The organism is Rhizobium terricola (assembly GCF_012927355.1).
Lineage (GTDB): Bacteria > Pseudomonadota > Alphaproteobacteria > Rhizobiales > Rhizobiaceae > Allorhizobium > Allorhizobium terricola.
In genome coordinates this window covers 1-23,911 of record NZ_JABBGK010000013.1, presented here as the reverse complement: position 1 = coordinate 23,911, position 23,911 = coordinate 1, and the positions used below count along the sequence as shown (strand labels likewise).

The following is a 23,911-nucleotide window of genomic DNA, read 5'->3' as shown; positions in this document are numbered from 1 at the left end:
CAAGCAGAACTTCTGAAATGACGTGGACCAAAACCACGCCTCTTGGTGACGCGGGGTGGAGCAGCCCGGTAGCTCGTCAGGCTCATAACCTGAAGGCCGCAGGTTCAAATCCTGCCCCCGCAACCAACCAAACTTGCAAAGTCTCCCACTCCGGCAATTTGCGTTCAAGCTCCTCACCATAGCGGTCGAGGAGCTTTTTGCGTTTATCCTCCGTGTCGATCTCACCGGACGCAATACGCAGCCTTAAATCCTGCCACCCACAACCAACAATACGTCTGAAACCCCCGTCCGAGCCATCGGCTCGGGGCTGTGGCGCGTCCGCAGTCAAAATGCCAGCCGCCCTGTCCAGCAAGCCATAAACCCATAACCCAAGGCGTAATGCCCACCACGGAAGCAAGACAAGCCGCCGCAAAGCCCCCTCCGCGCGGCTCCCCGGCGTTAGAGGGACCGCAGACGCCCAAAAACGGCAGTCCCACAGTGAACCGCGCAAATCTGCATCCAACACCCCGGGCGCATGGCGCCTTGTTCCCGACAGAGCCGAACTTCACCGCTCGAAGGGTTCGCCGAGAGAGGCGATGCCGTTCAGCTTCAGCAGGCGCTTGTCGGCGGATATGATGCCGAGGACGATGATCGTGACGATGTAGGGCAGGCTCGAAAGCAGCTGGGAGGGCAGATCAATGCCCGTGGCCTGCGCTGCAAGCCCCATCAGGGAGACCGCTCCGAATAGGCAGGCGCCGAGGAAAATGCGGCCGGTGAGCCAGGTGCCGAAGACGACGAGGGCAATGGCGATCCAGCCTCGACCGGCGATCATGCCGTCGGCCCAGAGCGGGGTGTAGACGATCGCGGCATAGGCGCCGGCAAAACCCGCCAGCATGCCGCCGAAGGCGACCGCGGCGACCCGGATGCCGGTGACCGAATAGCCCAGCGCGTGCGCCGACTTCGGGTTCTCGCCGACGGCGCGGATCGTCAGACCGATGCGGGTCCGGGACAGGATGAACCAGACGCCGAGCGTCGCGGTCAGCGCAAGCCAGACGACGACATCCTGCGCGAACAGGCCGCCGACCACCGGGAGATCGGAGAGGCCCGGTACGGCGAGTTTCGGCAAGGACTTCACCGTCAGGCTCTCATAGGTTTTGCCGAACAGGGCGGACAGCCCCTGGCCCAGAATCCCGATGGCAAGGCCTGTCGCCACCTGGTTGGCGCGAAAGCCCAGAATTATGAAAGCGAAGACGAGAGCGAGAAGTGTGCCGCATAGGCCGGCGGCGAGGAAGCCGAGAAGATGGCCGCCGCCGTGATAGGTCACGATGAAGGCGATCGACGCACCGATTGCCATCAATCCCTCGACGCCCAGGTTGAGGACGCCGGCGCGCTCGACGACAAGCTCGCCCAGCGCCGCTAGCAGGAAGGGTGTCGCTGCCGCGAGCATCCCGGCGAGGATGAATTCGATCGCATTCATTAAGCCGTCCTCCGGCGAGACGTATGTGGCCATTCCAGTCGATAGCGGACGAAGGCGACGGCGACGAGATAGGCGAGCAAGAGGCTGCCCTGAAAGACGCGGACGGCAGCAATCGGCAGATCGGCCGAGACCATGGCGTTGTCACCGCCGATATAGAGCGCGGCCATGACGAGCGAGGAGAAGATGATGCCGATCGGATGCAGTCCGCCGAGATAGGCGACGATGATCGCGGCATAGCCGTAGCCGGTGGCGATCGAGCGCTGCAGCTGGCCGACCGGGCCCGCGACTTCAGCAGCTCCCGCGAGACCGGCCGCAAAACCGCCGATCAGGAGCGACAGCCAGATAGCCTTCTTCTCGCTGAAGCCCGCATAGCCGGCGGCGCGGGGGGCGAGGCCTCCGACCTGGAGCTTGAACCCCATGAAGCTCTTTTGCATGAAGACCCAGGCGGCAATCGAGAGCGCCAGGGCAATCAGCAGAGAGACATTGACCCGCGTGCGCGGGATCAGCATGGGGATCGTGGCGTCGTATTGAAACATCACCGATTGCGGGAAATTGAAGCCGTTCGGGTCTTTCCAGGGGCCGAGCAGCAGGTAGTAGAGAAGCTGTGCCGCGACCAGGCTCAGCATGAGCGACACGAGGATCTCGTTGGCGTTGAGGCGGGCGCGCCAGAAGGCGGTGAGCGAGGCCCAGAGGGCACCGCCGATGGCGCCGAGGATCAGCATCAAAGGCCAGATCCAGCTGCCGGTCGCCTGCGGATACCAGATCGGAATGGCGGAGGCGAAGATCGCGCCGAGGATGAACTGGCCTTCCGCGCCGATGTTGAAGACCTTGGCGCGGAAACCGATCGCCAGGCCCTGGGCGATGAAGAGCAGCGGCCCCATCTTCAACAAAACCTCGGAAAAGGAGGACCAGGAGATGAAGGGCTCCAGCAGCATCGCATGGATGACGGCGCCGGGCTTGCGGCCCATCAGCATGTAGAGCCCGAGATTGAGCAGCGTGGCGACGGCCACGGCTGCGAGCGGAGCGAGGATGGCCGCGGTCAGCGAGGCGCGTTCGCGGCGCACGAGGTGCGGCAGGAAGGCAAGGGCCGGTGCGCTCATGATGCCGGCTTTCCGGATGCGTGTTCGGATCCGATCATGTAGCGGCCGACATCCTCCGGTCGCGTTTCCCGCGTCACGAGCGGCTCGCTGAGCTTTCCATGATGCAGGACCTGGATGAAATCGCTGAGTTCGAACAATTCTTCCAGTTCCTCCGAAATCACGAGGATCGCCATGCCATCGTTGCGCAGGCCGACGAGACGGCGGCGAATGGCGGAGGCCGCCCCGATGTCGACGCCCCAGGTCGGCTGGGCGACGAAGAGCAGCTTGGGCGCGAGCATGATCTCGCGACCGACGATGAATTTTTGCAGGTTGCCGCCGGACAGCGAACCGGCCTCGGCATCGGGACCGGAGGTGCGGACGTCACAGTCGCGAATGCAATCGCGTGCGAAGCCCTCGGCGAGAGACTTGTCGACCAGGCCATGGCGGACGAGCCCTTGCGGGTGGGCCGTCAGAAGGCCGTTGAGCGTCAACGACATTTCCGGCACCGCGCCGCGACCGAGACGATCTTCAGGCACGAAGGCGAAGCCGAGTTTGCGGCGGGCGGCGGCGTCGAGCTGACCGACATCCTTGCCCATCATGAAGATGCGGTCCTGTTCGCCGCCGGGAAGCGTGGTTTCGCCGGAGATCAGCGCCGCCAGTTCGCTCTGTCCGTTTCCGGAGATGCCGGCAATTCCAATGATCTCACCGGCGCGCACGGACAGGCTGATCTTGGACAGCGGCACTGCGAAGGGATCGTCGGGCGTGTAGTCGAGGCCGATGAGTTCGAGACATTTCTCGCCGGGCGGATTGGCGGAGGCCGGCATGGGAGCGGGCATGTCGCGGCCGATCATCATGCGGGCAAGATCATGGGCGTCGTGGTCGCGGGGATCGACATGGCCCGTGACTTCGCCGGCGCGCAGGATGGTTGCACGGTCGCAGAGCGAGCGTATTTCTTCGAGCTTGTGCGAGATGAAAAGAATGGAGACGCCGCCATCGCGGAGTTTGCGCAGCGTGTCGAACAGCTTCTCGACTGCTTGCGGCGGCAGAACCGAAGTCGGTTCATCGAGAATGAGGAGCTTCGGATCGGTCATCAGGCAGCGGATGATTTCCACCCGCTGGCGCTCGCCGACGGAAAGCGCATGGACATGGGCGAGCGGATCGACCTCCAGCCCGAAATCGCGGCCGAGCGCACGCATGCGATCGGCGAGTTCTGCCTTCCTGCCCGGCATCACCAGCTGTATGTTCTCGACCACTGTCAGGGTCTCGAACAGCGAGAAATGCTGGAACACCATGGCAATGCCCTGACGTCTCGCCTCGGCAGGCGAGGCGAGCGTCAGCGGGTTTCCCTCCCAGGACAGGTCTCCGTCGTCGGGCTGTTCGACCCCGTAGATGAGTTTCATCAGGGTCGACTTGCCGGCCCCGTTTTCACCGAGGATCGCGTGAATCGAGTTCGGCGCCACATCCAGGCCAATGTTCCTATTGGCCTGGATCTGACCGTAGCTCTTGGAGACGCCGCGAAGCGACAGGAGGGGCGTAGTCATGCTTACTTCGGCAGCGGCGTTGCGACACCCTTGACGTGCCAGTCCATGGCGACGATGTCGCTGTCGGGCAGGGTGACGCCGGCGGCGGCGCCCTCGCTGCCGTCGGCCTTGGTGATCGGGCCGGTGAAAGGCGAGAAGCTGCCGTCGGCGATCTTTGCCTCGAGCTCCTTGATCTTGGTCATCGTGTCGGCCGGGATGTCGGCGTTCCAGTCAACGACTTCGACCACATTGTCCGCCACGCCGAGGAAGGCATTCTGGCCCTTGAACGTGCCAGCCAGATGGGCATCGACCGAGGCCTTGAAGAAGGGCGACCAGTCGGTGGTGACGCAGCCGAGATACTTCTTCGGCGCGTATTTCTTCATCGAGGAGTTGAGGTTGAAGGCGTAGACGCCGGCTTCCTCGCAGGCCGAGATGACGGACGGGGTGTCCTGGGCGTTGGAGAAGATCACGTCGCAATCCTGCGCGATCAGGGCCTTGGCCGCTTCCTGCTCCTTGGCCGGATCGAACCATGAATTGACCCATACGACCGAAACTTCGATGTTCGGATTGACCGCCTGGGCGCCGAGCGTGAAGGCGTTGATCGAGGTGATCAGTTCGGGAATGGCGAAGGCGGAGACCGAGCCGAGCTTGCCAGTCTTGGAAAGAGCGGCGGCTGCCATGCCGAGCAGGTAGGTGCCCTGGAAGTATTTCGCGGCGAAGGGCGAGAAGTTCGGGGCGACCTGGAAGCCCGAGGCGTGAAGGACGGTGACCGAAGGATCGCGGCGGGCGATCTGCAGCGCGCCGTTCTGGTAACCGAACGAGCCGGCGATCAGGACCTTGGCGCCGTCGGCGACGACCTTGTTCATGATGCGGTCGGCATCCGGGCCTTCGGCGACGTTTTCGATGACCGTCACCTTCACCTTGTCGCCATACGCAGCCTTGATCGGATCGAGACCGGCCGAGAGTGCATGCGCCCAGCCGACATCGCCGACGGGCGAGGGTACAACGAGCGCGATGCCGAGCGGTTCGTCGGCGGCAAAGGCCGAACGGCTGGCGAATACGCCGGCGAGGCCGGTCGCGGCGGCCGCCTGCATGAATGTTCTGCGGGTCAGGTTGGTCATGGTTCTTGTTTCCCTCTTTTGGTTTTTTAGATCGTGATGCGGGCGAGTGCCTCTTCGGCATCCGCAAACAGTTTCGCCTCATCGAGGCCGGAAAACTCGCCGTTCTGCCAGACGATGCGGCCATTGATCATGGTTATGTCGGTGACGGAGCCGACGCCGACGCGCGGGATCAGGCTCAACGGGTCATGGCGCGTGCCGACATAGTCCAGGCGGCGGGTGTCGATGGCGAAGAGATCGGCCGCCATGCCGGGTGCGAGGCGCCCGATGTCCGTGCGGCCGAGCAGGCTCGCGCCGCCGGTGGTGCCGTAGCCGAGGAACTCGGCCGGCAGCGGAACCGGATGCTTGCGGCCCGAGGCGGCGAGGCATTGCAGCATGTAGGCCGAATGCAGGCAGTGCATCAGGTTGGAATTGTCATTGGAGGCGGCGCCATCGCAACCGAGCCCGACCCGGACACCGAGGGCGGCCATCGCCGGAATGTCGGTGGTCTCGGCGCCGACCAGGTAGACGGGTTCCGGACAATGGGAAACGCCGGTTCCGCTTGCCGCCATCTTCGCAAGTTCGCCGTGGGTCAGTTCCCAGCAATGGGCATAGAAGGTGTCGGGGCCGGCAAAGCCCATCTCTTCCAGATAGTCGACGGTCCGAAGCCCGTGACGCGCTTCCATCACCGGGCTTTCGCCTTCGCCGACATGGGTGTGCAGGAAGACGCCCTTGTCGCGTGCAAGGGCGACCGATTCCACGAAGGTTTCGCGATAGGAGTTGACCGGCTGGCAAGGGGAGACCACCACCTGGCGCATGCTGAAGGGACCGGCGTCGTGATAGGCGTCGATCAGGCGGGCGCAGTCGGCAATGAACTCATCCGTCGTCTCGAGCATCTCGTCGGGGATGGTCGAGCCTTCGGACTTGGGCAGGGTATTGCCACCGCGGCCGGCATGAAAACGGATGCCGAAGAGATCGGCCGCCTCGAATTGCCGGTCGATCAGCCGTTTGCCGGCATGGCGGGGGAAATTGTACTGATGGTCGAAGGCCGTCGTGCAGCCGTGCTTGATGAGTTCGGCCATCGCGGTAACCGAGGAATGATAGAAGCAGTCCTCGTTCAGGCGCGAAAAGATCGGGTAGATGCGATCCAGCCATTCGATGACCGAAAGGGCCGTCCAGTCGAGCTCGGCGTGATTCCTGACGAAGCACTGGAAGAAGTGGTGATGCGTGTTGACGAGGCCCGGATAGACGAACCAGCCCGTCGCATCCCTGACCTCGGTACCCGCCGGCACTGGTCGATCGGCAAGGCCCTTGCCGATCGCCTTGATCGCCGGGCCCTCGGTCAAGAGGTCCACTTCGCGCAGAACCACCGGACCGGCGCCGTCATCGACGATGACCGCTGCGCAGTTCTGGAGGAGATAGCCGCCCATCTCAGACCTCCGTCATGTCAGGCTCGGGCTTCAGGTCGTGAAGACGGTGGATACCGGGCATCTCGATGAACCCGTCGAGCGAGCGAAGCGCACGCGACCACAGGCGGATCATCGGATAGGGATCGAGCAGGACGTTACCGTCCGGCGCCAGCGCCACATAGGGGAAGCAGGCGATGTCGGCGATGGTCGGACGGTCAGCGCTCAGGAAGCGCTGACCGCGCTCGGCCTGTTCGAAGAGACCTTGTTCAAGCTCCCGGAGGGCGGTGATCCCCCTGGCCTGGAGGCTTTTTATGTCGCCCGGAACGAGCAGCATCTGGTGCAGCCGGGCGCCGCCGAGCGAGGCGGTCAGTCGGGCGGAGAAAGCGAGCCACTGCTGGGTTCTGGCGGTTTCTTCCGCAGAAGCATTACCGAGCCAGCCCGGTGCCGCCTTCGCGGCGATATAGGCGAGCATGGCGGAGGATTCCGTCAAGAGTAGGTCGTCGTCTTCGAGGATCGGGATCGTTCCGGCCGGGTTGAGCGCCAGCATTTCAGCGCTGCGGTGCTCACCGCCGGGGTGAAAATCGACCGGACGCAGTTCGAGTTTGACGCCTGCCAGCGCGGCCATGAGGCGCACCTTGTAGCTGCTGGGCGAGAGGACATAGTCGTAGAGCTTCATTATTGCGCCACCAGTTGCGCGCCATAGGTATAGTTGTGGCGCTTCAGCCAACGCCGATAGGCGACCGAGGTCAGATCGGCCCGGGTCGGGATTTCCATGCCGGGATCCAGCGGCAGCAAGGCCGGGATCTGGTTTTCGAGGATCGAGCGGTCCTGAAGGAAGATTGTCTGCTGGAAGTGGATGAGATCGGTCATGGATGACGTGTCATCGAAGAGTGCCATCCATGGCCAGACGTCGCAAAGATCCTCGCCGATCGGTTGAACGAAGAGGGTGATGACATCCCATTCACCCGGTCGCGGCGGGCAGGTCTTGTAGAGGATCGAGCAGGTCGGCGCCGGCACGCGGTACATGTATTCCGTGGTGATGCCGCCCGCCGCCGATTTTGCGGCCTGCGGCTGGTAGAATTCCACCTGCGTCGCCCAGACCTCGTCTACGTCCTCGCGAATCTCGACCTTGTAGTTATGCACTTCCGTATGAGGCTCAGAACCAAGGATGTCGGTATGGACGAAGGGGAAGTGGGCTATGTCGAGGAAGTTTTCCACCGCCCTGAGCGGCGAGCAGCGGACCCGCACAACGCCAACATCGACGAGACGGCGCCCCGGCTGTTCGGCTTCAGGGATGTCGAAGAGTTCGTGTCCCGGAGTGCCGAGCGAGGTCCAGACATGGCCATAACGCACGCGAACGGGCAGAACGCGACCCGTGGAGTCCATGACGGTCGTCTTGCCGTCCGCGCCGAGGGCAACCTTCACGGGCTCGCCCATCAGCACGGTGCCGTAGTCGGCCGTGGCGAGCTGGCTGAACATGGCAACCGGATACCACTCGTCCAGCATTCCCATCCTGCTCATGACTGTGCTCCTTCCATGGCGGCGGTCTCGGCACGCCGGCGCAGCGCCTCGGCAAACCGCGAGGCGGCTATCCGTTCCCCAGGCGTCGACTCGGCGGCGAGCAGGACATGCATGAGCGTCTGTCCATCGGACAGATCGGACAGAAGAAGACAGAGGCCGCCCAAAGCATCGGCCGGCTTCAGCAGGCCGTCAGCGTCCGCGCTCGAACCGGCGGCGGTTTCGATCGCGCCAATGGTCGCGGCTGCCGTCAGCGACCGAAGCGGCGAAAGTCCATCGAGTTTCGTCGGCTTGCCTTCGGACGTGTCCTTGCCGACCCAGACAAGGCCATCCTGCTCGATCACGGGGAAGGTCGCGACGCGGATTGCTTCCGGCGGCGTGAGGCCCGGATGGGCCGGGATGCTGAGACAGTTGCCGGCCTTGGCATAGCGCCAGCCGTGATAGATGCAGGAGAGAGCCTCGCCACGCACGAAGCCGTGGGAAAGCCGCATCCCTCGGTGAGGGCAGCGATCGGCGGAAGCGGCGGCCTGGCCGGAGGCGCTGCGCCAGATTGCGATGGTTTCGGCCCCGATGCGGGCCGGCATGACCGTTTTTGCCGGAAGATCGGCAGAGAGTGCGACTGGCGTCCATCGGCCCGTCGTGCCGGAGTGCATGTTGAATTATCCTAAAAAAAACATAGAGCTAACGCCGGTCGTCGGTCTGCTCTGGCTGCCCTCGGCCCGTCGTTGAAAGACAAGTTTGCATAACTATTGCTCAATGGCAATCAGTGATCAAAAAAAGCGCAAAATCTTGTGGGCAGTCAGAATGAGGTGGTTTCGTCACCTGGTTTCAGGCGGTCGATGCTCTCTACCCAGACGTCTATCGGGCCCAGGGCACAGCCCATTTCCATCATGTCGATCAGTTCGTCGGGGCCGACGAGGTCGAGCTCGATCCTGTCTGCCGATGCATGCGCGATGATGGGAGAAAGGCCCAGTTTGGATGCGTGACGACCGATCCATGGAAGAAAGGAATCGGGCAGAAGCTCTCCGACGATAACCATTCGCTGCTTCTGCAATCCAGTTGCCTCTTTCGCCATTCGCGCCGGCTCCCCTTATGTCGAGGGCAAGTCACATCAAAATCGCGGTGAATGCAAGCGGAGGTGTTCGATCTCCTCTCCCGGAGGCAGGCTGACATCCGCGACGTACCGGATGGTGGAACAAGGGTTCGTGTTCCCGGAGAAAGGGGCTTGACGCGCAGACCTGACGCGATCGCCATCTCTGATGGAGGTCCGGGCCGCTTGCGCCTTGCGCCTGTCCAAGCGGTACCGTGAGACACGGCTGCGAATATCCGGCTATCTGGCCCTTAAGGGCGGCAACACTGTCCAACCGACATTCCGGGGCGTTGGCCGGTCCCTCCAGTATTGGATTGACCTGCGGGTTTCGTCAGATCATCGGAAAGAAGCCCCAGTAGAAGAGCCCGCGCTCATCTGTCGGGGGCGTCCTGGCATGATCCGGCTTTGTGGGTTCGGTGGCGCCGGACAATTCCCTGTCTTCTCGGCTGGCGGTTTCCGGAGCCGTCTCCTTCTGTCCGCGCTTGAGGTCGAAGAGTCCGAAGCCGAAGGCATTGATGGCGAGAGGCATGCGTATTCCTCCTTTGCGGGGCGAGTTTCATCGCGCGGATGTGGCTGCTCTCAGTGCGTCGCCGTCTCGGACGTGGGGCGGAAACGGGTTTCCGTGACGATCCGGTTCGGCGCGGCGCGATGACGGGGCGCATCTTTCAGCAGTCCGAGCAGTTCGTAACCTCCTGTCCAGCGTCCGAAGCCGCTTCCGATGTTGATGTGTCCGGCTTCACCAATGTCGATCAGCGCGCTTCTCCAGCTTCCGGCGACCGCCTTCACCTTGTCGAAGGGCATATAAGGGTCGTTGAGGCTGGCCACGACAAGGCTCGGAAAGGGAAGGGGATCGAGCGGCATATCGCCAAATCTCAGCACGCAGGGGTGCAGGACCTCCGTCGCAACGAGGTCGCAAGGCGCGACGAGCAGTGCGCCGCGGATCTTCTTCGCGAGCGGGCTTTTCACCATGTGGGCGGTCAGAAGACAGCCGAGGCTGTGGGCGACGATCCAGGCGCCATCGCTCCTGTCAAGCGCAGCTTCCAGGTTGCCACGCCAGTCCGCGAGCCTCGGGCAAGTCCAATCGTCCTGCTCGATGAACACGGCGTCCTGGTTGTCGCGGGCCCAGTGCCACTGCCAATGACCTTCACCGGATCCGTTCAGTCCGGGGAGAATGAAAGTCTCTGCGTCGTCGGCCGGGTGCGTGCGCATGGTGGTGACCATCCTCGATCCTTGATAACGATCGCCGATCATCGCGAAGATCCGCGGTTTCATTAAGCAAGCAGAATTCATTATCTATAAATTATGTAGAAAATAATTCCGACGGGCGATTTCAGATCTGCACCGGCGCCCTGGAGGGGCGTTGGGGAAGACGCTTTGCCAGCGCCGCCCGCAGCCGCCGACACTCTTCGCACGAAATCTCTTGCGGCCTCTCCGCCGTTCAAGATGCAGTCGGTCAAATGAGGAGACTGAAGATGTGTCTCATCCGTTCGACCGCGCCTGGCCGGACAGCCGCCTTGTTTGACGGATCAGTCTGAGGAACCGGAACATGGGAAGGCCGGTTTAGGTTTGGATGCGTTTCAATCGGCTTCTTTTGCGGTGCGCAATCGGCGCCCTCGTCGGCGCTGCAATTTGGGCAAGGTGTTCAAAGTTTGAGCATTTTGCAAAATAAAATACCTATTACATAAATTTACTAGATTTATGATCGTGATAGTTCCGCATCGGCCCAAGCGATGGGACTTTCACGCAAGCAGGAGATTTCATGTCGAACTTTTCGAAACTCAACCGTCTCGCCGCGATTGCCTTGATCGCGGCAACGGCGCTGTCGGCGGGCATCGCCAACGCCGGCGAGACGCTGGACAAGATCAAGGAACGCGGCCTTATCAAGGTCGGCGTTGGCACGACGCCGGGCTTCTTCTCCCCCGGCAGCGACGGTCGCTGGAACGGCTTTTTCGTCGACTACGGCCGCGCGCTCGCCATCACCGTCTTCAACGACCCCGAGAAGGTCGAGTTCACCAACTCCTCGCCGCAGCAGCGCCTGCCGGCACTGCAGTCGGGCGAGTACGACATCCTCCTGTCGGGGGTGACGCAGACGATCACCCGTGCCTTCAAGCTGGGCTTCCATTTCGGTCCGGTGGTCTTCTATGACGGCCAGGGTCTGCTGGTGCGCAAGGATCTCGGCGTGACCAAGGGCACTGAACTCGATGGTGCCACCATCGGCGTCCAGAGTGGCACGACGGGTGAGTTGAACATCGCCGACTTCTTCCGCAAGACCGGCAAGAAGTTTACCCCCGTGACGATCGAGGAAACGGGCGAATTCGTAAAAGCCCTCGAATCCGGCCGTGTCGATGCGCTGACCCAGGACTCCACCGACCTTGCCGGCAAGCGGACGCAGCTCAAGAACCCGGATGACTACGTCCTGCTGCCGGAGCGCCTGTCCAAGGAGCCGCTTGCACCGGCGATCCGCGCCGGCGACGACCAGTGGCTGGAAATCGTCAACTGGACCGTCTACGCCACCATCCAGGCCGAGGAGCTCGGCATCACCAAGGCCAATGTCGACGAGTTCCTGAAGAGCGAAGACCCGGCGATCCAGCGCTTCCTCGGCGTGGATCCGTCGCTCGGCGAAGCCATAGGCCTCGATCCGAAGTTCGCTTACAACATCATCAAGACGGTGGGCAATTACGGCGAGATCTTCGATCGCAACATCGGCAAGGGAACGTCGCTCAATCTGGAGCGTGGCTACAACAATCTCTGGACGAATGGTGGTCTTCTCTATTCTCCGCCCTTCCGTTGATCGCGTCGGGGAAACCTCATGACGATCAAAGTCCTGCCGGGTCCGAAAGGGCCCGGCTTGCTCATAAGGGTCTCGGAGTGGATCGGTCCGCTGCCTCTGCGGCAGCTCGCCCTTCTCGCCGGCGTCCTGCTCGCCTTCTGGTTCTTCGGGTCCAACACGCTTGCCAACATGCAGCGCGCCGGGCTGGCGCCGGGCTTCTCGTTCCTCTCCCAGCAGGCAAACTTCGAAATCGGCGAGAGCCTGAACGGTTATCAGGCCGGTGACAGTTACGCGTGGGCACTGGTCGCGGGTATAGCCAACACGGCCAAGGTGGCGCTGCTCGGCTGCGTCCTTGCCACGGTGCTCGGCGTCGTCCTCGGGACTGCCCGGCTGGCGGGCAACCCGCTGCTTTCCTCGCTGATCCGCGGTTATGTCGAAATCCTGCGCGGCACGCCCCTGCTGCTGCAGCTTTTCCTCTGGACCGGCCTGTTCCAGAGCCTGCCGGCGCCTCGCAATGCCGTCACGGTGCTTGATCTCGCATTTCTCAGCAATCGGGGGATCTTCGTTCCGTCGGTCACCATCGGTGGCTTTTCCGCGTTGATCTGGCTGCCGGCGCTCGTCCTCTATGTCGGCATTCTGGTCCTCGCAGCCCGACGGCTCTTCATGGGCCGAAGCTTCTATGTTTCGAAGAGCGTGGCGTTCATCGGCGCCTCGGTCTGCTTCCTGCTCGCCGTCCTCGCGATTTTCGGCCATGCGCCCGGGATCGAGGTTCCGGCGCAGGGCGGATTCAATATCCGGGGCGGCTGGTCGCTCACACCCGAGTTTGCCGCGCTTCTTGCGGGGCTCACCATCAATGCATCGGCGACCATTTCCGAGATCGTCCGAAGCGGTATCCAGTCGGTGCAGAATGGTCAGTGGGAGGCAGCCCGCGCCCTCGGCCTGAAGCCGGGCCAGATCATGCGGCTGGTGGTCCTGCCGCAGGCGCTGCGCGTCATCACGCCGCTGATGACCTCGAGCTATCTCGACCTGACGAAGAATTCGAGCCTTGCCGTGGCGATCGGCTTCCCGGATCTGGTGAGCGTTGCCAACACCACCGCCAACACGACCGGGCAGGTGATCGAGGTGATTGCCCTCATCATGGTCGTCTACCTTGCCATCAACCTCGCGGTCTCGGCGCTGATGAACCAGTACAATCACAGGATTGCCCTGAAGGGTGCGCATCCCCGATGACGTTCGTTTCCCTCTCCCTGCCGCTGCGTCCCCGAACCGCACGCAAGCGTCTCAAGCCCCTGTTCTCAAGCCCGGTGAACGGTGCGATCACGGTGGTCTTGTTTTTCCTGATCCTGTGGATCGGACGTCCTGTCCTCCATTGGGCCGTGCTGGATGCGGTCTGGACGGGAACTGCCCAGGACTGTGCCGCCAGCGATGCGGGAGCGTGCTGGGCATTCGTCGCGGAGAAACTGCGTTTCATCCTCTTTGCCTTCTTCCCGCAGAATCTGCAGTGGCGCCCGGCGGTCGCGACCGTCGCGGTCCTGGTGCTGCTGGCCTGCTCGGCCATGCCGCGTTTCTGGAGCCGCCGCCTGATTGCCGTGTGGATCGCCGCGCTCACCGCGGCATGCCTACTGGTCTCCGGTGTGATCGCACCCCCGATCGTCTCCACCAATCATTGGGGCGGCCTGCCAATCACCGTCTTCGTGTCGATCATGGGCCTCGGCTTCGCCTTTCCGCTGGCCGTCCTTCTGGCGCTTGCGAGGCGGTCGCGCATGCGCATCCTGCGTCTGCTGGCGGTCACCTATATCGAGGTCTTGCGCGCCGTGCCGATGATCGTCGTACTCTACGTCGCGATGCTGATCGTGCCGATGGCCCTGCCGGCCGGAGCCCTGGTCGACAAGCTGTTGCGGGCGCAGATCGGCATCACGCTGTTTGCCTCCGCCTATCTCGCGGAAATCATCCGCGCCGGGCTGCAGGCCCTGCCCGCCGGGCAGAGCGATGCTGCCTGCGCGCTCGGGCTGACCTACTGGCAGACCGCGCGCCTCATAATCCTGCCGCAGGCGCTGCGCGCGGTGATCCCGGCCATCGTGAACCTGTCGGTTGGCATTCTGCTCAACACGTCGCTGCTCGCCGTCATCGGCATCTACGACCTGCTCAATGCGGCGAAGTCGTCGGCCACCGATCCGCAATGGCTGGGCTTCTACACCGAGGCCTATGTGATCGTGGCTGCAATCTATTTCGCGTTCAGTTTCTGTGCGTCGCGCTACAGCCTCTGGCTCGAACGGCATCTGCGCGCAGGCGGCCATCATTGAGGCGCCGGCTGAATATTCAGCAGAAAACGATTGCCTGCCGACCGACTTCGACCGCCTCGACGACGCCACCCCTGCTCAAGACCGCAATACCAGACGAAGAGTGAAACCGATGACAAGCAGCGATCTTCCGGCCCCTGACCACGCCCGCAACATGAAGCTGATCGGCCACAGCGACATCGGAGGGCGCGGCGATGGGCTGCAGCTGATGGTGCATCGCGGGTATGCCTATATCGGCCACCCCTGGTCGCGCGGATTTTCGATCGTCGACGTCCGCGATCCGAGACACCCGCGCACGGTCACGTATGTCGAGGCGCCGGCCAACAGCTGGAACATCCATCTGCAGACCCATGACGATCTGCTGCTGGTGGTCAATGCGCTCGATCTCTTTGCCGATGTCGAGACCTTTGCCGGCGAGAAGGCCTACTACACCCAGCAGGTCGGCGACACGGTCGCGGCGCGGAAACGGGAGCGGGCCTGGACCGCCGGCATGACGGTCTTCGACATCTCGACCCCGGACCGACCTCGCAAGATCGGGCAGCTCGACGTCGAGGGCATCGGGTTCCATCGCATCTGGTATGTCGGTGGGCGCTATGCCTATGCGTCAGCACTTCTTGACGGTTTCTCCGACTACATTTTCGTGACGATCGACCTCGCGGACCCGACGCAGCCGGTCCTTGTCGGACGCTGGTGGCTTCCGGGCATGAACCGGGCCGCGGGTGAACAGCCGACATGGGGTGAGGGAAAGCGATATGCGCTTCATCACGCACTGGTGCACGGCGATACCGCCTATGCCTGCTGGCGCGACGGCGGGCTCACGCTGATCGATATCAAGGACCACGCGGCGCCAAGGCTGATCAGGCACCACAACTGGTGCCCGCCCTATGGCGGCGGAACCCATTCTCCCCTGCCATTGCCGGGGCGCGGGCTTCTCGTCGTCGCGGACGAGGCCGTTCTCGATCAGGAAGAGGACGGCCGCAAGCATACCTGGATCTTCGATATCAGGGTGCCGGAAAACCCGATCAGCATTTCCACCCTGCCCATTCCGGGTGAGGCGGACTATGCTAGGAAAGGTGGACATTTCGGCCCCCACAATCTGCATGAGAACAGGCCGGGAAGTTTTGTTTCCGAGACCCTGATCTTTGCCACCTGGCAGAATGCCGGCATCCGGGCCTTCGACATTTCCGACCCGTTCCGCCCGGTCGAAACCGGGGCGCTCGTTCCGGCTGCGCCACGTAGCATGACCGATCGACGCCCCGGGAGACCCAAGGTCATCCAGTCCGCCGATGTCTTCGTCGACGCGGTCGGCCTGATCTATGCGACCGACTACAATGCAGGCCTGGAGATCATCGAATACGTAGGCTGAGGCCGGTGACCCTGGACGCTGATCTCACGTTTGGTCTGGCATCTACTCGCGGCGGGCTTGCCATTCCTTCCATCGCAGAAAGAGATTGGCGCCGATGCTGTCGAAGGGGGAGGGAGCCAATCTTGCGGGCTCGCCTTCGGCCAGGAAGTGCGCCGCGATTTCCGAATTTCGTCCCGAAAGAAGATCCGCCGCCCCGATCCCGGTGAGCGTGCTGCGCACGGTGCCGAGGCCGTTGTCGCAGCATGCCGAATAGAGGCCGGTCTCCAGTTCCTGCATGACCGCGACTCCGTTCCAGCTGAGGCAGAGGTGGCCGGCCCAGCTGTACTGCATGGGAACGTCCGCCAGCGTCGGGAACCGGTCCGCGAATTTCCGGCGGTGGATCCGTGCGGCGCGTGCCAGCGCTGCCTCCGAGGGTAGCATGCCGGGGAGATAGCTGGCGCAGGTGCGCGTGACGATGCGGTTTCCGCCCTGTGCGGTGTCGATCCTGCGCATCGTCGTACCCATCGGATCGGACGGCGTGACGCCCCATCGCGGATGGCCGCCGAGGCGGGCGATCGTCTGGCTGTCCAGCTCCTCCGTCATCGAGGCATAGAGGAAGACATGCATCAGCCTCTTGCGCTTGAAGCCGAAACTCTCGAGGTGTCCGTTGTTGGCGAGAATGACGTTTGCCGCCGTGACTTTGCCGTTCGGCGTCGTCAGTTCCCAGGTCGCGCCAGTCCGTTCTAAACGCTGCACCGGCGTGCATTCGAGTACATGGACGCCGGCGTGCCGCAGCCCTTCGCCAAGAGAGCGGATATAGCCGGCGGGCTGCAGCATCACCGTGCCGGGCGTATAAAGGCCCGAGACATAGTGGCGGCTGCCGGTCACCTCATGCATGGCCTTCGCGTCGAGCATTTCTCCCGGCTCGCCGAGGGCTGCGAGGTGCGACGCGTAGCTCAGGTTCCGGTGATGACCCGCTATACCCGCCGCGCCGTTGATCTTTCCGGCCGGGTCGAAGAAGGCGGGGTTTATCCCGTATTCCTCGACATTGGTGCGGGCAAAGGCAATTGCCATGCGGTTGAGGGCAGTTATCCGCCTGTCTGCGGCAAGGCCCTTGCCGGCGTAGTCGTCGGAGGAGAGGTCGTGCGGAAGATCGATCATGAAGCCGGAATTGCGGCCGGAGGCGCCTTCCGCCAGCCGGCTGGCATCGAGCACGGCGATCCTCGTTGCCGGATCGTTTTCGAGAAGGCGGCGGGCGGCAGAGAGGCCGGCGAAACCGGCGCCGACGATGGCGACGTCGATGGCGAGGTCGCCGTCGAGGGCCACGGGTCCCCGGTCATCCGGGAGGATGGCGCTCCAGGCCGCCGGTCCGCGATGGACCGGCAGCCTTATGGCCGAGTGGCTGGTCAATTGACGGCCTCGTCCTGATCGTCGGTGAGGTCGATCCAGATGGTCTTCAGCTGGGTGTACTGGTCATGGGCGTGGATGCCGTTGTCGCGGCCGCCGAAGCCGGATGCCTTGAAGCCGCCGAAGGGCGTGGTGATGTCGCCTTCGCCGAAGGAATTGACCGTCACGGTGCCGGCGCGGATGACACGGGCGCCGCGGATCGCCTTCTTGGCGTTGGCCGTGTAGATCGAGGCGGCAAGGCCGTATTCGGTGTCGTTGGCCAACGCGATCGCCTCGTCGAAGGTCTCGACGGTGAGCACCGTCAGGACTGGTCCGAAGATCTCCTCGCGCACGGCCTTCGCATTGCGGTCGGCAATGTCGATGATGGTTGGCTCGACGAAGCCGTCCTTCGCTGTTCCTCCGAGCAGGACCTTCTGGCCCTTTTCGAGATAGGAGGCGACCTTGTCGAAATGGGTCTTCGAGACCAGCGCGCCGACACGGTTTTCCGGATTGAGCGGATCGCCCATCGGCCATTCGCGGGCATGCGCGACGATGCGCTTCAGCAGTTCGTCCTTGATGCCGCTCTGAACGATGAGGCGCGAGGAGGCCGAGCAGTTCTCGCCCATGTTCCAGAAAGCGCCGTTGACGATGTGCGCGGCGACGCGGTCAAGGTTTTCGGCATCGTTCAGCACCACGGCAGGGTTCTTGCCGCCCATTTCGAGCGTTACTTCCTTGAGGTTCGACTCGGACGCGTATTTCAGGAAACGGCGGCCCGTCGCGGTCGAACCGGTGAAGGAAACCGCGTCGATGTCGGCGTGGCGGCCGATCGCTTCGCCGACTTCGGCGCCACCGCCGGGAACGACGTTGAAGACGCCGGCCGGAATGCCGGCCTCCATGGCAAGCTCGGCAATCCTGAGGGCCGTCAGCGAGGTCTCGAGCGCCGGCTTGACGATCACCGAATTGCCGGCGGCAAGCGCCGGGCCGATCTTCCAGGCGAGCATCAGAAGCGGGAAGTTCCACGGCAGCACTAGACCGACGACGCCGACCGGCTCGCGCACGATCATGGCGATGTGATTGTCGGAGGCCGGAGAGACTTGATCGTAGATCTTGTCGATCAATTCGGCATGCCACCTGATGCAGTGGATGGTTTCCGGAACATCGACCGTCTCGCAGTCATAGATGGTCTTGCCGCTGTCGAGGCTTTCCATGACGGCAAGCTCGCGGGCATTGCGCTTGATCAGCGTGGCAAGCCTGACCAGGACCGCCTTGCGCTCGCCCGGATGCAGGCGCGACCAGCGGCCGTCCTCGAAGGCATCGCGGGCCTTCTGAACGGCGAAGTCGACATCGTCAGGCCCGCAGGCGGCGATTTTCGCCAGCACGTCGCCGGTTGCCGGATTGGTGGTGTCGAAGGTCTTGCCCGAGAATGCCGGACGGAAGGAACCGTCGATGAAGGCCTGCGTCGGCAGTTGGAGGCCTGCCGCAATCGCCTTGTATTCCCCGGTTGTCAGACGATCGCTCATGGTCATGCCTCCGATTCGATTTCCACAATCGTGCGCTTCACAACGCGCACGACCTGGTCCAGCTGCCGCTTGTCATCCTTGTTCAGTGCCTTTAGCGGCGGACGCGGCGGACCTGCATAAAAGCCCTCCATCTCGCAGCCGTGCTTGATGCACTGGATGAACTTGCCGCCCTGTTCGAGCACCCGCATCAACGGCATCATCGCCGACATGATGCGGCGGCCCTTCTCGAAGTTGCCGTCGACGGCGCAAGCCTTGTAGAGCGCCAGATGCTCCTTCGGCAGGAAGTTCGAGCCGCCGCAGACCCAGCTTCTCGCGCCCCAGGCGAAGAACTCCAGAGCCTGGTCGTCCATGCCGCAGGACATCTGGATATGCGGATAGTCGCGGGCGAGCAGATGCACGCGGTTGATGTCGCCCGAGCTCTCCTTGATCGCCTGGAAGTTCCGCGACCGGCCGACGCGGTCGAGGAATTCCTCGCCCATGTTGATGCCCATGCGGCCCGGATAGTTGTAGAGCATGATCGGCAGGTCGGCGGCGCGGTCGATGGCCAACGCGTTCAGTGCATTCTCGCGCTCGGTCGGAACCGAGTAGGGGGGCGAACCGACGAGGATCGCAGACGCGCCAATCTTTGCGGCCGTCTCCGCCATGGTGATCGAATCTTCCAGCCGGATCGCCACCGTGCCGACGATCAGCGGCACACGCTCGCCGATGACGTCCTTGGCGAACTTTGCCATCTCGATGCGCTCTTCCATCGACTGGGCGTAATATTCCCCCGTCGAGCCGCCGTTGATCAGGCCATGCACCCCAGAGGCAATCAGGTGCTCGATCATCGCCACAAACGCATCGCGGTCGATGGAGCCGTCCTCCCCATGGGGTGTAATGACGGGCGTGAAAATGCCGTCAAAATTCATCGAATTCCTCCTGGGTTGCAGATCTTACTGCCGGTTTCGCAGCCAATGGCTGCTGTCAGTTGGGAAAGTAGACATGTTGTAGCTCAATAGAATACATATTGTCTACAATAAAAATAATGACGAAAGAGGGCGAATGCGCGGCGGCGGGCACGGCGCCGGCAGCGCTCCAAAACGATCACCTGCCGCTTGCGGAGTGTGTGTGATGGCGGTGCTGGAACGGGAAGGGCCGAAACCGGTGCGATGCGCACCGTCAGGGACCGGTCGGCGTCAGCGAAGCCCGAGTTGCCGATGTGACCGGCGAAGCTTCGCAGGGGTAATCTCGTATGTGCGCTTGAACCAGTTGACGAGATGGGCGCAGTCGGAGAAGCCGCATTCATAGGCGATCTGGGCGATCGACCGGTCGCTGTTGAGAACCATCCATCGCGCCGCCTTGAGACGCATCTGGCGCCAGTACTGGCTCGGCGCCATTTGAAGGTGCTTCTGGAAAAGGCGAGACAGTTCTCGCTCCGAGGTGCCGACGCTCCCAGCAATCTCGGCGACCGAGCAGAGTTCGTACATCTTCTGTCGCATCAGGCCGATCGCATTGGCGACGCGGCGATCGCCGCAGTTCAGGCCGAGGTCATGCTCCTCGATCACGCCATCCTTGTCGAAGCCATGATCGCCGAGGAGATAGTGATAGGCCTTGTGGGCCCGGGACTCGCCGCAGGCATTGGAGACCAGATACATGGCGAGCTTGATCGATGCGAGGCCGCCGGGACAGGTAATGATGTTTCCGTCGGCCACGACGGGCCGATCCGTGACGGGAATGATGTCCGGAAAATTCTGGCGCAGGGCTCCGGCCAGAGCGAAATGAACGGCGCATCTCTTGCCGGCGAGGAGGCCCATTTCTGCCAGGATGAAACTGCCCGAACAGTTGCCGGCCACCGGTATCCCATGGCGGGTGGCGGCCGCGACAAAATCGTAGAGTTCCGGCGGTGTCGTCTGCTCGCCGTGCAATATGCCCCCATGCACGACGATGAAGTCATAGTCCCGCGGGTCGGCATAGGCGCGTCCCGGGATCATCTCCAGGCCGCAGCTTGCCCTGACCGGATCGAGATTGTGCGACAGCAGATCCCAGTCGCAATAGATACGCCTGCTGAAGTCGCTTTCGTCGCCCGCCAGGCGAAGGAAGTCGGTGAAGCAGGCGAGCGGCATCAGGGTGAAGTTCGGCGTGACGACGATCCCGACGCGCAGCGGAGCGGCAACCTCGGGCGAGGGTCTGCTCGGCCCCAATTGGGAATAGTCGCGCGGCAAGCTGCACAGTCTCCGGGCCATAATCGAATTTGTCCGAAACGTACAATACGGCAGCCGACAAGACAAATAGCTTCGATCTCGTATTGGCAGGTGCGTATGAGGAGGCGGATCTGAAGCTTGAACTGTCGGTCGGGCCTGTGGACCGAGAAGTCGGGGACGGCGAACGTGCCTGAAGGCAGCTCATGCGAGGCGTTACGAGACATAGATTGTAGATAACGGACCAAATTCCCTTCGATCGGCGGCCTGCCAGAACCGCCCCGATGGGCCAACGAAATTGGCGGTGACGGTGTTCTGCCGACGGCCTGCCACCCTTCCAGCCGGCATCGTCCGGACGTGATGTCACTGAAACAGGATCTCCCCATGACCGCCCTTTTCCCGAAGACCTTCTCGGAAATAACCCTTGCGGGGCACACCCTGCGCAACCGGATCGTGTTCGGCGCCCACACGGCCAACATGTCCGTGAACGGCCTGCCCGGCGATCAGACAATTGCCTATTATGTCGAACGGGCCATCGGAGGCGCGGCGATGATCGTCGTGGAGCCTATGCCGGTCCATCCCGCCGCCGTCCTGACGCGCGGAAACTTCAGGACATGCGACGACTCGGTGATCCCGGCATTCCGGAAGCTGACGGACCGCGTCAAACAGCACGGCGCGGTCGTGCTCCAGCAGCTCTATCACGTCGGTAGCCACGGGGATTCCGACCTCTCCTTCCACGCCCACTGGTCTCCTTCGGGCGGCCCCAGCTATCACGATAGCGACGGCTCCCATGCGATGACCGAGGCGGAGATCGAGGAAACGATCGCGGCCTTCGTCAATGCAGCACTGCGCTGCAAGGCCGCGGGCTTCGACGGCGTGGAGGTATGGGCGGCCTATGGCGGGCTTCTCGACCAGTTCTGGACCCCCTTCTACAATCGCCGCGAGGATCGCTGGGGCGGCAGTCTCGAGAACAGAACGCATTTCTCGCGGGAGATCCTGACGCGCATCCGCCAGACCTGCGGTCCGGGTTTCATCGTCGGGCTGGCCGTCAGTGACGAGCCGAGCTGTCCGACCGCACTCAACCGCGACCAGTTGACCGAGATCGTTTCGGGGCTGGATCAGGACCGCCTCATCGACTACGTCACCTGCGGGTCCGGCGGCTATTTCGATTATGGAAGCCTTATGCCGACCTTCCTTTATCCCGAGCGATTGGGCACCTCGTTGTCGGCCCGCCTGAAACAGGTCGTCCGGCACGCGCTGGTCACGGCGGAGAGCCATATCCGGACACCGGAGAATGCCGAGATCACGATCGGCGAGGGCTCTGCGGACCTCGTCTCCATCGTCCGCGGCCAGATCGCCGACCCTCATCTGGCAAACAAGGCGCGGGAGGGCACGCCCGAAGACATCCGCGGCTGTCTCTCCTGCAACCAGATGTGCTGGGGACGGCGGTCACGCGACTACTGGATCAGCTGTCTCATCAACCCCTCTGTCGGGCGGGAGTCCGAGTGGGGTGGCGACCGGTTCGAACGGGTGGCCGATCCCCGGACTGTCCTGGTCGTCGGCGGCGGACCGGCCGGGCTCGAGGCGGCGCGGGTCGCTGCGGAGAGAGGCCACAAGGTCGTTCTCACCGAGGCATCGGATCGGCTGGGCGGCGCCTTCCGTCTGGCTGGCGAGCAGCCACGCCGGGCGCAGATCCTCGATCTTATCCGCTGGTATGAGACCCGCTTCGAAAAGCTCGGTGTCGAGGTGCGCCTGAACACCTATGTCGAAGGAAGCGACGTTGCCGCGATCGGGGCCGACACGGTCGTGCTCGCAACCGGATCTCTCCCGCAGGACAACGGCTTCCAGAAGGCTATGCCGGATCGTGCCTCACTCGCGGGGATCGAGCACGGAAACGTTCATTCGGCAGAGAGCGTGATGGCGCGTCAGGCGCGGCTCGGATCGCGCGTCGTCGTCGTCGACGAGACGGGCGGCTGGAAAGGCTGCGGCACGGCGTGGAAGCTTGCCGAACAGGGACACAAGGTCGTGCTGGTCACCCCCGATGCCCTCGTTGGAAAGGAACTGCAACGCACCGCGGCGGATGCTCCCCTGCGCCGGACACTGAGTGGGCTCGGCGTCCAGTTCCGCACGGAAACCAGCGTCGAGAGCTGGCAGGGCAAATCCGCGACGCTCCGCTCGCATCTGACCGGCGCACACGACACGATCGACGCGGACAGTCTGGTGTTTGCCACGACAAATGTCGCGGCAAACTGGCTCGCCCTCGAACTGGCAGCACTCGGCATCGCCTTCGTCGAAATCGGTGACGGTGTCGCGCCGCGGCAGGCGCCCTATGCGTTTTACGAAGGGCGGCGGGCAGCAATGGCGATCGGGCGCGGGTAGGCCACACGAGAAGAGGCGGACGTTGCCGCGTGGGGTGACCAGCCGGAAGGACCGCCCAGCTTGGGCGGTCGGTAGCATTCTTCCGTCTAGTGGACCGCATTGACCATAGCGGCGGCGAGTTGTCGGAATGTCACGGCGCCGATGGGTGTTCCGTCTTGTGCGGTGACGATGACGTCGCCGTCTGGGGCGGCTGCGAGCATTCGGACGGCCTCCTCGATGGTGGTGCCGGCCATGATGGTGGCGCGGCCTTCGGGATGGGCTGCGGCGGCGGCGGGGGGAAGCGGCGTCATGATCGCCTCGACATGGACGACGCGGCCACGGTTCACTTCCTTGACGAAGTTGGCGACATAGTCGTCGGCGGGGCGCAGCACGATGTCCTGGCTGGTGCCCTGCTGGATGATCTCGCCGTCACGCAGAATGGCGATCTGGTCGCCGAGCCTCAGCGCCTCGTCGAGGTCATGGGTGATGAAGACGATGGTCTTCCTGATCTCCTTCTGGATGTCGAGCAGAACGGTCTGCATGTCGGTGCGGATCAGCGGGTCGAGGGCGGAATAGGCCTCGTCCATCAGCAGGACCGGCGCGTCGTTGGACAGCGCCCGGGCGAGCCCGACGCGCTGCTGCATGCCGCCGGAGAGCTGGTTGGGGTATTTCTGCTCGAAGCCCATCAGCCCGACGCGCTCGAGCCAGCGCATGGCGATCTCGACGGCGGCCTTGCGCTCGATGCCCTGGACCTCGAGACCGAAGACGGTGTTGTCGAGCACGCTGCGATGGGGCAGCAGCGCGAACTTCTGGAACACCATGGCGGTCTGGTGGCGGCGGAACTCGCGCAGCTCGTTCTCGTTCATCTTGACGACGTCGACGCCGT

21 protein-coding genes and 1 tRNA gene are annotated in these 23,911 nt (G+C 63.2%); 6 read left to right on the top strand and 16 right to left on the bottom strand.

What is annotated here, in order from left to right; genetic code table 11:
* Window positions 1-49: 49 nt before the first annotated feature.
* A tRNA-Met gene (locus HHL25_RS23330) sits at window positions 50-126 on the top strand.
* A 418-nt stretch (window positions 127-544) separates the two neighbouring features.
* Here HHL25_RS23330 and HHL25_RS23325 read toward each other — a convergent pair.
* The 11 genes from HHL25_RS23325 to HHL25_RS23275 all read right to left on the bottom strand — a co-directional run bounded on the left by HHL25_RS23325 (window position 545) and on the right by HHL25_RS23275 (window position 10,378).
* Window positions 545-1,456 (bottom strand): ABC transporter permease, encoded by a 912-nt coding sequence (locus HHL25_RS23325; RefSeq protein ID WP_169595647.1) that lies wholly within the window; start codon window positions 1,454-1,456, stop codon window positions 545-547.
* Window positions 1,456-2,556, bottom strand: coding sequence for an ABC transporter permease (locus HHL25_RS23320; RefSeq protein WP_169595646.1), 1,101 nt, complete (start codon window positions 2,554-2,556; stop codon window positions 1,456-1,458). The genes HHL25_RS23325 and HHL25_RS23320 overlap by 1 nt, the downstream gene beginning before the upstream one ends.
* Complete coding sequence (locus tag HHL25_RS23315; protein ID WP_169595645.1) at window positions 2,553-4,076, bottom strand: ABC transporter ATP-binding protein; 1,524 nt, start codon at window positions 4,074-4,076, stop codon at window positions 2,553-2,555. The genes HHL25_RS23320 and HHL25_RS23315 overlap by 4 nt, the downstream gene beginning before the upstream one ends.
* Before the next feature lie 2 nt (window positions 4,077-4,078).
* On the bottom strand, window positions 4,079-5,176 hold the full coding sequence (locus tag HHL25_RS23310; RefSeq protein ID WP_169595644.1) for a BMP family ABC transporter substrate-binding protein: 1,098 nt from the start codon (window positions 5,174-5,176) through the stop codon (window positions 4,079-4,081).
* Window positions 5,177-5,202: 26 nt separating this feature from the next.
* On the bottom strand, window positions 5,203-6,582 hold the full coding sequence (locus HHL25_RS23305; protein WP_169595643.1) for an amidohydrolase: 1,380 nt from the start codon (window positions 6,580-6,582) through the stop codon (window positions 5,203-5,205).
* 1 nt (window position 6,583) lies between these two features.
* Window positions 6,584-7,237 carry a glutathione S-transferase family protein gene (locus tag HHL25_RS23300; RefSeq protein WP_169595642.1) on the bottom strand — a complete coding sequence of 218 codons (654 nt, stop codon included), beginning with the start codon at window positions 7,235-7,237 and terminating at the stop codon, window positions 6,584-6,586.
* Window positions 7,237-8,082 carry an aromatic ring-hydroxylating oxygenase subunit alpha gene (locus HHL25_RS23295; RefSeq protein WP_169595641.1) on the bottom strand — a complete coding sequence of 282 codons (846 nt, stop codon included), beginning with the start codon at window positions 8,080-8,082 and terminating at the stop codon, window positions 7,237-7,239. Before HHL25_RS23295 ends, HHL25_RS23300 begins: the two co-directional genes overlap by 1 nt.
* Entirely contained in the window at window positions 8,079-8,732 is a 654-nt protein-coding gene (locus HHL25_RS23290) for a Rieske 2Fe-2S domain-containing protein (protein ID WP_169595640.1), read from the bottom strand. Before HHL25_RS23290 ends, HHL25_RS23295 begins: the two co-directional genes overlap by 4 nt.
* A gap of 146 nt (window positions 8,733-8,878) precedes the next feature.
* Window positions 8,879-9,154, bottom strand: coding sequence for an acylphosphatase (locus tag HHL25_RS23285; protein WP_169595639.1), 276 nt, complete (start codon window positions 9,152-9,154; stop codon window positions 8,879-8,881).
* A 346-nt stretch (window positions 9,155-9,500) separates the two neighbouring features.
* The gene (locus HHL25_RS23280) at window positions 9,501-9,698 is read right to left on the bottom strand and encodes a hypothetical protein (protein ID WP_169595638.1); all 198 of its coding nucleotides are present in this window, start codon (window positions 9,696-9,698) and stop codon (window positions 9,501-9,503) included.
* Window positions 9,699-9,748: 50 nt separating this feature from the next.
* On the bottom strand, window positions 9,749-10,378 hold the full coding sequence (locus HHL25_RS23275) for an RBBP9/YdeN family alpha/beta hydrolase (protein ID WP_169595637.1): 630 nt from the start codon (window positions 10,376-10,378) through the stop codon (window positions 9,749-9,751).
* 550 nt (window positions 10,379-10,928) lie between these two features.
* Between HHL25_RS23275 and HHL25_RS23270 the strand changes: the two genes are divergently transcribed.
* The 4 genes from HHL25_RS23270 (at window position 10,929) to HHL25_RS23255 (ending at window position 15,605) form a co-directional block, all read left to right on the top strand.
* Window positions 10,929-11,960, top strand: coding sequence for an amino acid ABC transporter substrate-binding protein (locus tag HHL25_RS23270; RefSeq protein WP_169595636.1), 1,032 nt, complete (start codon window positions 10,929-10,931; stop codon window positions 11,958-11,960).
* Between the two features lie 18 nt (window positions 11,961-11,978).
* Window positions 11,979-13,169 carry an amino acid ABC transporter permease gene (locus tag HHL25_RS23265; protein WP_169595635.1) on the top strand — a complete coding sequence of 397 codons (1,191 nt, stop codon included), beginning with the start codon at window positions 11,979-11,981 and terminating at the stop codon, window positions 13,167-13,169.
* The gene (locus HHL25_RS23260) at window positions 13,166-14,242 is read left to right on the top strand and encodes an amino acid ABC transporter permease (protein WP_169595634.1); all 1,077 of its coding nucleotides are present in this window, start codon (window positions 13,166-13,168) and stop codon (window positions 14,240-14,242) included. Before HHL25_RS23265 ends, HHL25_RS23260 begins: the two co-directional genes overlap by 4 nt.
* Before the next feature lie 109 nt (window positions 14,243-14,351).
* Complete coding sequence (locus HHL25_RS23255) at window positions 14,352-15,605, top strand: LVIVD repeat-containing protein (RefSeq protein ID WP_169595633.1); 1,254 nt, start codon at window positions 14,352-14,354, stop codon at window positions 15,603-15,605.
* A gap of 42 nt (window positions 15,606-15,647) precedes the next feature.
* Here HHL25_RS23255 and HHL25_RS23250 read toward each other — a convergent pair whose 3' ends face one another.
* The 4 genes from HHL25_RS23250 to HHL25_RS23235 form a co-directional block, all read right to left on the bottom strand.
* Window positions 15,648-16,994, bottom strand: coding sequence for an NAD(P)/FAD-dependent oxidoreductase (locus HHL25_RS23250; RefSeq protein ID WP_169595632.1), 1,347 nt, complete (start codon window positions 16,992-16,994; stop codon window positions 15,648-15,650).
* Window positions 16,991-18,490, bottom strand: coding sequence for an aldehyde dehydrogenase (locus HHL25_RS23245; RefSeq protein WP_169595631.1), 1,500 nt, complete (start codon window positions 18,488-18,490; stop codon window positions 16,991-16,993). Before HHL25_RS23245 ends, HHL25_RS23250 begins: the two co-directional genes overlap by 4 nt.
* 2 nt (window positions 18,491-18,492) lie before the next feature.
* Window positions 18,493-19,398: a dihydrodipicolinate synthase family protein gene (locus HHL25_RS23240; protein WP_169595630.1), complete on the bottom strand. Its 906-nt coding sequence runs from the start codon at window positions 19,396-19,398 to the stop codon at window positions 18,493-18,495.
* 267 nt (window positions 19,399-19,665) lie between these two features.
* Window positions 19,666-20,691, bottom strand: coding sequence for a GlxA family transcriptional regulator (locus HHL25_RS23235; protein ID WP_246701959.1), 1,026 nt, complete (start codon window positions 20,689-20,691; stop codon window positions 19,666-19,668).
* Window positions 20,692-21,051: 360 nt separating this feature from the next.
* On the opposite strand from HHL25_RS23235, the gene HHL25_RS23230 reads away from it, so the two are divergent.
* Complete coding sequence (locus HHL25_RS23230) at window positions 21,052-23,046, top strand: oxidoreductase (RefSeq protein ID WP_169595628.1); 1,995 nt, start codon at window positions 21,052-21,054, stop codon at window positions 23,044-23,046.
* Window positions 23,047-23,132: 86 nt separating this feature from the next.
* Here HHL25_RS23230 and HHL25_RS23225 read toward each other — a convergent pair.
* On the bottom strand, window positions 23,133-23,911 hold a 779-nt coding region (locus HHL25_RS23225), incomplete at its 5' end, for an ATP-binding cassette domain-containing protein (RefSeq protein ID WP_169595627.1).